Origin of the sequence: Paenibacillus bovis, assembly GCF_001421015.2 — a bacterium.
GTDB classification, from domain to species: domain Bacteria; phylum Bacillota; class Bacilli; order Paenibacillales; family Paenibacillaceae; genus Saccharibacillus; species Saccharibacillus bovis.
Window position 1 is genome coordinate 3,195,055 of record NZ_CP013023.1, and the last position, 12,864, is coordinate 3,207,918.

Here is a 12,864-nt window from a genome sequence, read left to right on the forward strand (position 1 = left end):
ACCAATAGATAAAGGAGTCTACACATGGAGAAATCAAAAGAATTGCTGCAAACAATTAGTCCCAAGGAAGTTCATATTCAGGACGAATTCTGGTCAGGCTATAACAAGCTTGTTCGTGAAGTCGTTATTCCTTATCAGTATGATGCACTGCATGATCGTATTGCCGATGCTGAACCCAGCCATGCGATCAAGAACTTTGAGATTGCTGCCGGGCGTTCAGAAGGGGAGTTTCATGGATTCGTATTCCAGGATACGGATGTCGCCAAATGGATCGAAGCAGTCGGCTATTCCCTGATGACTCACCCTGATCCCGAGCTGGAACGCATTACCGATGAAGTTATCCAGCTCGTATCGGAAGCACAGGGTGAAGATGGTTATCTGAATACTTATTTCACTATCAAAGAGCCGGACAAGCGCTGGACCAATCTGGCAGATTGTCACGAGCTGTACACGGCAGGTCATATGATCGAAGCCGGAGTAGCGTATTATCAGGCAACAGGCAAGCGTCAGCTACTCGATGTGGTATGCCGCCTGGCTGATTACATAGATACGGTATTCGGCCCCGAAGAAGGGAAACTGCGCGGCTATGATGGTCACCAGGAGATTGAGCTGGCACTGGTGAAGCTGTACCGGTTAACCGGAGAAGAGAAGTACCTGCGTCTGAGCCAGTTCTTTATTGATGAGCGTGGTCAGCAGCCGAATTTCCTGAAGCAGGAATGGGAAAATCGGGATCGAATCAATTTCTTTGTGGGTAAAACAGACCGTATCGATCTGGCCTATAGTCAGGCTCATGTACCGGTTCGTGAACAGAAAGTCGCTGTCGGTCATGCCGTTCGTGCAGTCTATATGTATACAGCGATGGCCGATCTGGCTGGACAGACCGGAGACGAGAGTCTCTATGAAGCCTGCAAAACGCTGTGGAATAATATCGTGCACAAGCAAATGTACGTTACCGGCGGTATTGGGTCCACGCATCATGGCGAAGCTTTTACGATAGATTATGATCTGCCAAATGATACCGTCTATTCGGAGACTTGTGCTGCAGTAGGTATGGTGTTTTTTGCCCACCGGATGCTGCAGATTCAGCCAAGAGGCGAATATGCGGATGTACTGGAGCGGGCGCTGTACAACACGGTAACCGGAGGTATGTCCCAGGACGGCAAGCATTATTTCTACGTCAATCCGCTGGAAGTCTGGCCGGCAGCCTGCCATCATAACCCGGACAAACACCATGTGAAGCCGGTACGCCAGAAATGGTTTGGCTGCTCATGCTGTCCTCCGAATGTGGCTCGCCTGATCACGTCACTGGGTCAGTATATTTACAGCAGCGATGAAGATACGATCTATACGCATCTGTATGTTGGTGCATCGGCTGATCTGCCGATCGGCGGCCGCAATGTACGGATTCAGCAGGAGACTGGCTATCCATGGAACGGTGCTTCTCGCTTTACCTTTACCCTCGAAAAGCCGCAGTCCTTTACACTGGCTCTGCGTCTGCCAGGCTGGTGCAAGCAAGCAGCCCTGACGATTAATGGAGAGACGGTGCAGTATGCTTCCCTGCTGCGCGATGGTTATGTCTATATTCAGCGTGAATGGTCTGACGATGATGTAGTCGAGTGGAATGTGGAAATGGATGTACAAGTGATCCATGCCAATCCCAAACTGCGCGCTACCGCAGGCAAAGTAGCCCTGCAGCGCGGCCCGCTTGTCTACTGCCTGGAACAGGCCGATAACGGTGAACTGATCGCTGCTCTGCAGATCGAGACCGATCAACCGATGACGGCCCGCTTTGACGAAACGCTGCTGGGTGGATGTACGATCATCGAAGGAAGCGCGATTCGTGAGCAGGAGCAGAATTGGGGAGAAGCACTCTATCAGGATCATGCCCCGGAACAAACCCGTCAATCGTTTACCGCTATCCCTTACTTTATGTGGGGCAATCGCGGCGAGGGTGATATGGCCGTCTGGATTCGTAAAGCGTAATCCTGGTTCCATCATACAAAATCAATCACCAGCAAATAAGTTTTCATCGCAATGATGGATCTAATCCCCTGCCTCCCAAGCAGGGGATTTTCTTTTGAAAAACAGTCATTAACTGTTCCGTCTTTTTCTAAAAGAAAAACCTTTTCCCCACTATAATGAAAACGCTTGCATTTGGAATAAAATGGGTTTATATTTAAATCAGGTATGGTCTCCATACTGCTGATTCAATAGCTAACTGCCGGATAAGGAAGCCCATATCAAAGGAGGAGTTCACCATGGCGATCTCGCATGTTCTTGTCCCTTATGATGGTTCCATGCATTCCCAGAAAGCATTAGAGCGTGGAGCTGCGCTTGCTCAGAGTCTGCAAGCCGAACTGGAAATTCTGTACGTGGATTCAGCGACCGTAGATGAGCTGCGTCAACCTCTCATTATGACCTCCAGCGAACTGGAGATTTATTTTGACCACAAAGAAGACGAGATCCGGCGTAATCTGCGTGAGATGATCTCCAAAATTCCCGATGCCCGCACTGTGATTCTATACGGCAGTGCAGCCAAAGGAATCGTAGAATATGCACAGCAGTCCCAGCCTGATCTAATCGTTATGGGTAGCCGCGGTCTGAGTACCATGAGTGAGATGGTATTGGGCAGTGTGAGCCGTTATGTAACGCAGCGCGCACAGGCTCCGGTTATGATCATCAAATAAACCGTATGTTCTCAAATAGGCTGTTCGTCTATGCATTATATTGTATAGGAACACGCTGCTTATCCAAATTTACCGGATTCCAGCCATAAGCTGGTAATTTAATGGAATACACATATACGTACCGACCGTCTGTCCAGTAGACGGTCTTTTGTTGTATTTATGGTAAAAGGCAGTATAAACGAAGCTGCCCGTCACATATAGAATAAAGAATAATAATGTAGATCCATTCACAAAAGGAACATTTGTTCTTATTTTTCTTTAAAAGTATTGTGTATACGAACAGATAAGGTTAAAATAGATATAGCATATTGATTAGGGAGGTATTTCGTTGGCTAAAGCAAAAGTGGCCAAGCGTCCAACACGCGATGAATTTGTTCTGGAAGAAATGGGTAATCAACTCACTGAAGCGTACCGTGAAAAGTCAGAGATCGTTCTAACCGTATGGGGTTGGGAAGATACAGTACGCGGTCAGATTGTAAATATGGACTCACGTACAGGCAAAGTGCATGTGCAGCAGGTAGAAGATTTATACAAGATTCCTTTTATGGATATTATGCAGGTCAATTATCCGAGGGATTAATAAGACGTATACATTATTTTATACGTTTTTCAAAATAAGCTTTGACATTAAAAATGCAGAAGTAATATACTAGCATAGTCGATTATCGGCTATGCTAGTATTTATTTAGGAGGATAAATATGCCTTTTGATCAGGAACAAAGTCCTCTGGGACTGTTATTGTCCCGAACGTATCTGTTATATCGCAAAAAAGCAGCCCAACGTCTGCAGCCTTATGATATTACCCCGGAACAATTTGGTATATTGCATCAACTGAGCAGACATGGTGGGATATCCCAGAAAGAGCTGGCTCAAGTGCATGAACGTGATCAGACCAGCATCGGCAAAACGCTGGAACGTTTGGAGAACAAGCAGCTTATTGTGCGGCAGGTCGATCCCAATGATCGTCGTGCAGTCAATGTGCATTTGACGACCAAAGGTATTGAAGTATTGGAGCAGGTCACTCCGACCATGCGCGGAATCGAGACCGAGATCAATGAACTGCTCACAAATGAAGGCAGTGACCAATTTATCGAAGCCATCAACAAAATATACAAAAGTCTGTCCGGCTGAGTATTGGAGCCGGTGATTTTTTGGATAAATACATGCACAACCATTTATAGGCTATGCACTTATTTATATTTAAAACAAGCAGGAGAGAGGATATACAGAATGAACGCGTTAAACACATGCAAGGAATTTTTGAAAATTGTACAAACCAAGATTGGACTCGTATTCGCTATCTTTGTCCCATTGTTATTCACACTAATCTGGATGACCGGATATAATGGTGCTACCGAGCGGATCGATCAGCTGAAGGTAGGGATTGTCAACGAAGATCAGGCAGCCGGTCAGCGGATAGCAGATGCAATCGGCAAGCAGGCCCCTTACACAACAGTACCTTACGCATCGCTGTCCGAAGCACAGCAACAGATGGACAACGGCGCACTGATGATGGTCATTTCGATTCCCGAGAATTTCACGGAACAAGCTGCTGTAAAAGGCAATACCAAACTCGTTTATTATATTAATCAAGGAAATTCGGATATCGCCAAATCAATTGTAGAGAGCTCGGCAGCACAAATCTCTGCTTCTGTAGGCAAGCAGGCTTTTGCAGAGGTGGAGCAGCAGGTAGTTACAAGCGAAGTAGTCAAAACGCATAATATTAGTAACTTTGCTATCTCCATGCTGCCTATGATTCTTGGATTTGTTACCTATATCGGGGTGATGACGATGAATATCCAGCTGAATCTTTCTTCCATGATGCTCAAACGCAGTCATAGCAAATGGGATATTTTCTGGGGAAGACAGCTGCTGCTGCTCGGCGTATCCATTATTGGATCACTTATTGTTACTGGCGTAGCCATGCTATTTGCAGATCCGGCAGCGACGTTCTGGCAGATGTGGGGATTCCATATTCTTGTCTATATCGCTTGTATTACCGTGACGCAAATGGGATTCGCTCTGTTTGGCAATGCAGCGCCGCTGTTCAATGTCGCACTGATTCCATTTCAGCTGATGACTGCAGGCAATATTATTCCATCTGCAATGTTGACACCGGTTTATCGTCATATCGGCAGCTTCCTGCCTGCGCCCAATGGTATCCAGGGTTATCTGCGCCTGATTTACAGCGGAGCCCCAGTGACGACATTCGTTATCCATCTGCTGCTGATTGCTGTGATCACATGGGGAATTACTGTTCTGCGCACTGCACTGACTCGTCCGGCACCAAGCCCGCTGACTCAGCCCGCAGCCAGTCATTAATCAGCAAAGGAGCAATGAAATATGTATCAGAATATTCTTGTCGCGTATGATGGCTCTGCTCATGCGCAGCGTGCACTGGAACATGCGGCAGCTTTGGCTGCGGTGCAGCAGTCTCATCTTGAAATTGTCTATGTTGATCCGACCACATCCGAACTGCTGGAGCAGCCGCTGATGATTCCAACCCATGAACTGGATGCTTATTTTGCAGAAGAAGAAGAGCAAGTGAGAGCACAGCTGAGTGCACAAATCGCTTCGCTGTCGAATGCCAGCATCCAGATTCTGCAGGGACATGCCGGCCAGGAGATCGTCAAATATGCAGCAGCCCGTCAGACCCAACTAATTATTATCGGTCATCGGGGACTTGGTACCTTGTCGGAATGGGTACTGGGCAGTGTAAGCCACTATGTTACCCAGCATGCTCATTGTCCGGTAATGATTGTAAAATAGCTCAAAATTGTGCTTGTAAAAACATACAAAATCTATCGTGAAAACAAAACAAATAAATGGAATATGGAAAGATAATCATATAAATAAAAAGAACCTGATGGTGCGAGTATTCAGGTTTCTTATATATCGTTATTCATATACCACACAGTCGGAACATATTGTCCCATCAAGCCTGAAAGTGTCCTAAAGACGCTCTCGGGCTTTTTGGTATCTACCATTATCTGCTTTTCCAAATTATATATTAATGAGGTTACACCCAGGCAACCAGAGGAGTTAATAGGGAAATCAATATAAGAATCGAGAATCATTGTTCATTATATATGCCAAATCATTCTTGTTTTCTAGTGAAGTTTATATATTTTCATAATCAAACCCTTTGAATAGTCTGAAAATAGCTGGAGTAGAGTATATATCGCTAATATTATATTATGTATTTCTTTATTTTAATAACCTATTTACTTACATATTAGAGGAAGTTTTACATTTGAGAACGAATTTTATAAAAGTACACTTACTTAGCTTCATATAAAAAGGAGGAAATTATGAAAAAAGTAACCCATTCAGGTCTCTCTGACTGCTCATGTACTACCCCTGAATCATCTTCCCAAGGACTGCAGTCCATGCACGTCAATTCGGTAAACGCATTTCCTCCTGAAAAGAAATCAGTAAACACATCAGGCAGACTCTGGCGCAAAGTAAGTACACTGATGCTCACAGGCTGTATGCTCGCAGCCCTGCTGCCATCGCTTCCTGCTGCCAACGCTGCGGTCACCAGTTACAAATTTGATTTTGGTGGAGGTGCAGTGGAGGCTGGTTACACAGGCGTACGGGCAGAAGATGGTTATAACGCCAGCAAAGGACATGGATTCAATACGCCTGCCAATATGCGTAATGTATCTGCTGCTGGCAAAGGGGTAGGAAGTGATGCGGTTCAATTCACTACTTTTGGTATCAAGAGCAGTAATACGTTCAATGTGGACCTGCCGAATGGATTGTACAAGGTCAAGGTGATGCTTGGCAATACCGGTCGCTCCAGCGTAGCTGCTGAAGGGGTATATCAGGTCATTAATATGACCGGTAACAATGTAACCGATGAATTTGAGATTCCGATCTGGGATGGACAGCTGAATCTACTCGTTACCGAAGGTAAGGTAGGCGGTGCTTTTACCCTCAGCTCCTTGGAAATTTCCCAACTGTCTACCAATCCAGTCACTCGCCCAACAATCTATGTCGGCGGTGATTCGACGGTATCCAATTATTATCCGCTGGCTACCAGTATTCAGGCAGGATGGGGACAGATGCTGCAGCAGTATATCAAACCTTCGGATTATAATGTCCGTAATATGGCTTCGGCGGGACAGATTGCCAGAGGATTCCGCAATGATGGACAGCTGGAAGCGATTCTTCAATACATCAAGCCGGGCGACTATTTTATACTCCAACTAGGTATCAATGATACGAACCCAAAAAATAACGAGACCGAAGCAGAGTTTAAGGAAATCATGCGTAATATGGTTCAGCTCGTCAAAGCCAAAGGAGCTACCGTTATTTTGTCCACGCCACAGGGCCGTGCTACCGATTTTAACAGTGCAGGTGTCCATAATGCAGAGAACCGCTGGTACCGTCAGGCGACGATCGCTCTTGCTGCCGAGGAAGGCGTACGTTTGATTGACCTGAATGTGATCAGTTCGGCTTATTTTACATCTATTGGACCGGCAGCTACACTTGCACTGTATATGGATGGCGATACACTGCATCCCAATCATGCAGGAGCACTTGAACTCGCTCGTCTGCTCACCGAGGAGATGAAGAAACAGGGATTGTACCGTTAAATCAATTCAATAATGTACTGAATACCAGCCTGAGAGTCTGCGGTTTATGCAGATTTTCAGGCTTTTTGGCATCACAGCATGGTGAACGAGTGATCAGCTGATGAACGGGTATTCCTGGCCATAAGGTCTGCTATCCATGGAGAAACAGCCTGATTCTGGCTGGTAATTCCGCAGCCTGAATAAAAGCAGATAGAAGAAAATCAAAACAGAACATACAAGAATCTTATACATACTAAAAATAATATAGTATACTATAATAAGTACTTGGTGATCGACATGACATTCGTTATCGCTGACAGTGGAACGTCTGCTGTGCTGCTGTATACGAGGCAGCAGGCATTCCTTTTCAGGGAAAGGTCTGTTACGATAGATTCACCGAACAGAGTAAGAAGATGGAGGAATCGTACAATGGCCATGCAGCTTATTGATCCAGCTATTATCCAGCAGCGAATCCATGATCTACAGGATCAGGATTTGTACATTCATTTGGAAATGACAACAGGCGCTTATGCTTCCCATCTGGACAGCACCAAGCATCCTGCCGCAACTTTTATCAGCAATGCGCTGATCCGCTATACGACCGGTTCGATTTCGGAGAAAGCTCCGCATTTTCGTGTCGGTCTCAAAACCGAGCACGGCTGGGTATATTCCGAAGGACTGACCCACTACGAAGAGAGTGATTCGGAGCGGCTGATCCTGGCAGGGCATGATACCCAGGGCAAGCTGGTCGTCGCTCTGCAGCTGAGCAAGGAACCTTTTTAATGAACGAGGAGATGAAACCAATGATGATGACTATTCCTGCCAATTCACGCGTTCTCGTCGTCCTGCCTCATCCGGATGATGAGTGCTACAGCCTGTCGGGCACGCTCGCCAAGCATATCGCTGGCGGCGGTCAGGTCACTTATGCCTGCCTGACACTGGGCGAAATGGGACGCAATATGGGGACGCCTCCTTTTACCAATCGAGTAGATCTGCCTCGTATTCGTGAAGGCGAACTGAAAAAGTCGGTTGAAGCGATCGGTATTCAGGATCTGCGCATGATGGGCTTCCATGACAAAACGATCGAATTTGAAGACAGACAGGTACTGGATGGTACGATCCTTGATCTGCTGACCGAACTTAAGCCTTCTGCAGTATTCACTTTCTATCCGGGTTATAGCGTCCATCCGGATCATGATGCGACCGGTGCAGCTGTTGTACGGGCGATGGGACGTCTGCCGGAATCGGAACGTCCGCCTCTGTATACTATGGCGTTCTCCCGCAATTGTACCGATGAGATCGGATTCCCGGATACCGAGAACGATGTAGGCGATTTCCTACAGAACAAGCTGGATTCGATCCATGCTCATCGTTCCCAATTCCCTTCACCAGGTGAGCTGGGCAAAAGCAAAAAGATGGATCGTGAACTGCGCGAGCGCTTTAGTCGTGAGCGTTTCTGGACATTCCGCGAGTTCCCGAACGCCTGACAGGTTGAATAGTATAGGTATAACAGTTGGCAGAAGCTGATCGTGTACCTGTCGATATTATTTTATTCTGTATAATTAATACGTACTTTTATAGCCGGATGTTCTCTAATTATAGAGGAGTCCGGCTTTTTGTTCGCTGAATTACTTAATTCCTCTTCATATTGGGTAAGAGTAAGGTATGAATGATTATCATACGAGGAGGAGATTAAGATGGCAGAGAATCCGATGAAGAATCTAAAAATTCCGATGACAACAGTAGGAAGCGGGGATGAGGTGGAGCTGCGTCCCGATGTGTATGGTCTGACTCTGCAATTTGTAAATGTAGCGTTTATCGGCATTCCGGGCAGTCTGCGAGAATGGGTACTGGTGGACACAGGCTTGCCACAGTCCGCAGACAAAATTGTCAAAGTAGCCAATGAGCGATTTGGCACAGGCGCACGGCCAACAGCGATTATTTTGACACATGGTCATTTTGATCATGCAGGTTCGGCTGTGGAACTGGCTCAGAAGTGGGATGTACCTGTCTATGCCCATCCGATGGAAATGCCTTTCCTGACCGGACAATCCAAGTATCCGAGCTATGATCCGGGTGTAGAGGGTGGACTTAATTCCCGTTTGTCTGCTGTATTCCCGAATCAACCGATTGATCTGCAGCCGTATATTCATAATCTGCCGGCTGATCACAGTGTACCCGGTTTGTCCCAGTGGCGCTGGATTCATACGCCCGGCCATGCACCCGGCCATATATCGCTGTTCCGCGAAGAGGATGGAACATTGATCGCAGGAGATGCTTTTATCACAGTAGATCAGGACAAGCTGTGGGACAGCATGATTCAGAAGCGCGAACTGTGCGGACCGCCGAGATATGCGACCACCGATTGGACAGCAGCACGCGAGTCTGTAGAGCGTCTGGCGTCCCTGCGTCCGCAGCATGCGTTGACCGGGCATGGACAGCCGATGATGGGGCCGGATCTAACAGAAGGATTACCGCGTCTGGCAGCGCATTTTGATGAATGGGCAAAGCCTTCACATGGTAAATACGTGGATCACCCTACCAATGAACCACCTGGACTGGGCGATGATGACCGCGATCTGACAGATGTATAAACGTTCTGCGGTATCATAATAGCATAATAGCAGGAAATAAAATCATGAAAGCATGAAAATACCGGCATAAATGAATACTTTATTATGGAATTGTCGTAGAAGTTTAGGATCATTGAACAAGGCTGCCGTCTGGCGGCCTTTTCTTTTGAAGAAGGATATTGAATGTGAGGCAGGGTTTTGATTTTATCGAGGATAGCGCTTACAATCTAAGCAGGACAGTCGAATCATGTGAGCACTATCTCGATACCGTCTGTCAGCTGTACATAACTCATAATCAGAGGAGCGTATGATCATGCAAAGAGTATCATTTGTACTGAATATCCGGCCGGAAGACCATACAGAGTATATCCGTCGTCATGAAGCCGTATATCCGGAATTGCTTCAGGCTTTTGGAGAAGTGGGCATCCGTACATACAGCATTTTCCTTCATGAAGGAACATTATTTGCCTATATGGAAGTCGAGAATTATGAGCAGGCGCAGGCACAACTGGCCAGTCATGAAGCCAACCAACGCTGGCAGGCGTATATGTCCGATCTGCTGATTGTAAATGCACAAGGAACTACATCCGCACTCATTCCGGAAGTATTCCATTATCATTCGTAAAATATACACAATATAACACCCTCTTTGCCTTTTATAAAGTTGTATAAGCACCTCTGGCATGTCATCATGAATGTTGGAGGTGTATTTGTGATGAAATATGTTCATTATCAGGTTGAAGGACAGAACCAGCTCGGGATTCGACTGGAAACGGGTATTCTGCCGCTGCATGTACTGGAAAATGTTTTGCCGGATGGGATAAGACTTCCTCGCAACGTTATGGAACTGGTAGAAACCAAAATGCTGCATACCAGCATCGAACATCTGCTTCATCATCATGAATCCGAATATAAGAATCAGCTGCTGGCAGAAGACCAGATTCAATGGCTTCCCTGCATACCGCATCCGGGCAAAATTATCTGCATCGGTCTGAACTATCGCAAGCACGCGGCCGAGACAAATATGCCCGAACCGGAGACGCCGGTAGTATTCAGCAAGTTCTCGGATTCAGTTACTGCGCATCTGGCAGATATTCGTATTCCCGAGACTGCAGAACAGCTGGATTATGAAGCAGAGCTGTGCATCGTGATTGGACAGACTGCCGAGAATGTGAGCAGGGAGCATGCACTGGATTATGTATTTGGTTACTGCGCAGCGAATGATCTGTCTGCTCGTGATCTGCAGATGCGAACGAGTCAATGGCTGCTTGGCAAGACAGGTGCAGGCTTTGCTCCAATAGGACCTTATCTAGTAACAACTGACGAGGTAGGCGATCCGAATCAGCTGGGCATCCGCGCTTATGTGAACGACAGACAGGTTCAGAACTCGAATACCTCGGATATGATTTTCCATTGTGACGAGCTGATTCATTACTTATCCCGGCATATGACACTTCGACCGGGAGATATAATTCTGACCGGTACACCGGAAGGCGTGATTATGGGATTGCCCGAGACAGAGCGCCAATGGCTCGCTGCAGGTGACCGGGTGACGATCGAGATCGACCGGCTGGGACGTCTCACCAATACATTTATTCGTTAAATAAAGTGAAAATATAGGCTAACATGCCATTTCCATTTCTGCTGGATCGCTATAATTAACAGTGCTTTTACATGCGCGCGGTGACACCGAAGCCCAAACACGTTATTATGGAAGGAGTGGACATAAATAGAGATGAGGTCTGTGGATGAAGGTAAGAGAGTGGCTTAACCATGAGGGGATCAGACGAATTATAGTGTTATTGATCCTTGTGCTGATCATTTATTCAATGGCCAGCATGATGAATATTATTCTGATGACTCTGCTGCTAACTATATTGATTGGCAGCCTGTATAACGGTGTGATGAAGCTGTTCCGCCGGGTCATTCCCAATGTATCGCCGTTTTTCGTACTGCCGCTTGTCTATATTGTACTGATCGGTGTGATTGGCTGGGGGGTCTATCGCATGGTACCGACGGTCAGTACACAGGTGGTGCAGGTATATGGAATGATACAGGATGTATATATGCATCCGCAGGAGAGCAAGTGGAATCACTATATTGTAGAATTTCTGCGCACACTGAATATTGAGCAGGTATTAGAAAATGTAGGACATTTTATTGGTCCTGGATTTACGGTGCTGCTCAAGATTAGCCAAATTGGTTCGCAGTTATTTATTGCGATGCTGTTGAGCTTGTTCTTTTTACTGGATCGTTCGCATATTGCCCGATTTACCGCTTCCTTTCAGGATAGTAAACTGAGCTGGTTTTTCAAGGAAGTAGGATATTTTGGCAAAATGTTTTTGAACACATTTGGCAAAGTTATTGAAGCACAGCTGCTAATATCGTTTATCAATACGGTCTTGACGATTGCAGCGCTATGGGTGATGGGATTCCCTAATCTAATCGGGCTGGCAGTTATTGTATTCGTACTGGGGCTGGTACCAGTAGCAGGCGTATTTATTTCTCTTATACCGCTTAGCCTTACAGCGCTGAGCGTAGGTGGAATCAAGTATGTGCTGTATCTGGTAATCCTGATCCTGATTATTCATGCGATCGAAGCGTATCTGCTGAATCCCAAGCTGATGTCCAGTAAAACGAATCTGCCCGTATTTTATACCTTTGTTATTCTGATCTTCTCCGAGCACTTTATCGGGCCGTGGGGATTGATTATCGGTATACCTTTATTTGTCTTCTTCCTGGATCTGATCGGTGTGAATCGTGGCAAAGCAGGTCCGCCGAAAGAAGAGAAATCGGTCACCCGTCTGCCGGAGTAAATAGCCTGGCTCCATTGATTGTTACTTTCGACAAGACGAAAGCTGTCCATCAGGTTATTCATACACACTATAAAGAAGCTTACCCGTAATAATTCGGGAAAGCTTCTTTATTTATATGGATTTTATATGGAAAATGCACAATAAAAATAGGAATAATTTGGTATATAAATAAATAAGTTTTTATTTTACAAAATTCATGACTTTTGCA

The 12,864-nt window shown here is 46.1% G+C and carries 14 protein-coding genes; 13 read left to right on the forward strand and 1 reads right to left on the reverse strand.

The genetic code is table 11. The features are described 5' to 3' along the window. The first annotated feature begins 24 nt into the window (after nucleotides 1–24). Nucleotides 25–1,983 carry a glycoside hydrolase family 127 protein gene (locus AR543_RS13665; RefSeq protein WP_060535039.1) on the forward strand — a complete coding sequence of 653 codons (1,959 nt, stop codon included), beginning with the start codon at nucleotides 25–27 and terminating at the stop codon, nucleotides 1,981–1,983. A gap of 11 nt (nucleotides 1,984–1,994) precedes the next feature. Here the strand turns inward: AR543_RS13665 and AR543_RS24305 are convergent, their stop codons facing one another. Continuing rightward, the gene (locus AR543_RS24305) at nucleotides 1,995–2,198 is read right to left on the reverse strand and encodes a hypothetical protein (protein ID WP_158523970.1); all 204 of its coding nucleotides are present in this window, start codon (nucleotides 2,196–2,198) and stop codon (nucleotides 1,995–1,997) included. A gap of 60 nt (nucleotides 2,199–2,258) precedes the next feature. Here AR543_RS24305 and AR543_RS13670 point away from each other — a divergent pair, with 60 nt between their 5' ends. The 12 genes from AR543_RS13670 to AR543_RS13725 all read left to right on the forward strand — a co-directional run bounded on the left by AR543_RS13670 (nucleotide 2,259) and on the right by AR543_RS13725 (nucleotide 12,656). Continuing rightward, nucleotides 2,259–2,687 (forward strand): universal stress protein, encoded by a 429-nt coding sequence (locus tag AR543_RS13670; protein WP_060535040.1) that lies wholly within the window; start codon nucleotides 2,259–2,261, stop codon nucleotides 2,685–2,687. Between the two features lie 328 nt (nucleotides 2,688–3,015). Continuing rightward, the gene (locus AR543_RS13675; RefSeq protein WP_017812178.1) at nucleotides 3,016–3,267 is read left to right on the forward strand and encodes a YolD-like family protein; all 252 of its coding nucleotides are present in this window, start codon (nucleotides 3,016–3,018) and stop codon (nucleotides 3,265–3,267) included. Between the two features lie 119 nt (nucleotides 3,268–3,386). Then, entirely contained in the window at nucleotides 3,387–3,818 is a 432-nt protein-coding gene (locus AR543_RS13680; RefSeq protein ID WP_060535041.1) for a MarR family winged helix-turn-helix transcriptional regulator, read from the forward strand. Nucleotides 3,819–3,947: 129 nt separating this feature from the next. Beyond that, nucleotides 3,948–5,009, forward strand: a complete 1,062-nt coding sequence (locus AR543_RS13685) for a YhgE/Pip domain-containing protein (RefSeq protein WP_227871749.1) — start codon at nucleotides 3,948–3,950, stop codon at nucleotides 5,007–5,009. 21 nt (nucleotides 5,010–5,030) lie between these two features. Beyond that, a complete protein-coding gene (locus AR543_RS13690; protein ID WP_060535043.1) occupies nucleotides 5,031–5,456 on the forward strand; it encodes a universal stress protein in 426 nt (141 codons plus the stop codon). A 707-nt stretch (nucleotides 5,457–6,163) separates the two neighbouring features. Next, on the forward strand, nucleotides 6,164–7,288 hold the full coding sequence (locus AR543_RS13695; RefSeq protein WP_060536784.1) for a rhamnogalacturonan acetylesterase: 1,125 nt from the start codon (nucleotides 6,164–6,166) through the stop codon (nucleotides 7,286–7,288). Nucleotides 7,289–7,702: 414 nt separating this feature from the next. Further along, nucleotides 7,703–8,050 (forward strand): YojF family protein, encoded by a 348-nt coding sequence (locus AR543_RS13700; protein ID WP_026136063.1) that lies wholly within the window; start codon nucleotides 7,703–7,705, stop codon nucleotides 8,048–8,050. Nucleotides 8,051–8,070: 20 nt separating this feature from the next. Further along, nucleotides 8,071–8,754, forward strand: a complete 684-nt coding sequence (gene bshB2, locus AR543_RS13705; protein WP_060535044.1) for a bacillithiol biosynthesis deacetylase BshB2 — start codon at nucleotides 8,071–8,073, stop codon at nucleotides 8,752–8,754. 210 nt (nucleotides 8,755–8,964) lie between these two features. Beyond that, nucleotides 8,965–9,861 (forward strand): MBL fold metallo-hydrolase, encoded by an 897-nt coding sequence (locus AR543_RS13710; RefSeq protein WP_060535045.1) that lies wholly within the window; start codon nucleotides 8,965–8,967, stop codon nucleotides 9,859–9,861. 292 nt (nucleotides 9,862–10,153) lie between these two features. Then, on the forward strand, nucleotides 10,154–10,465 hold the full coding sequence (locus AR543_RS13715; RefSeq protein WP_060535046.1) for an L-rhamnose mutarotase: 312 nt from the start codon (nucleotides 10,154–10,156) through the stop codon (nucleotides 10,463–10,465). Between the two features lie 90 nt (nucleotides 10,466–10,555). Then, nucleotides 10,556–11,443: a fumarylacetoacetate hydrolase family protein gene (locus AR543_RS13720; protein WP_060535047.1), complete on the forward strand. Its 888-nt coding sequence runs from the start codon at nucleotides 10,556–10,558 to the stop codon at nucleotides 11,441–11,443. A 145-nt stretch (nucleotides 11,444–11,588) separates the two neighbouring features. Then, entirely contained in the window at nucleotides 11,589–12,656 is a 1,068-nt protein-coding gene (locus AR543_RS13725) for an AI-2E family transporter (protein ID WP_060535048.1), read from the forward strand. Nucleotides 12,657–12,864 lie beyond the last annotated feature (208 nt).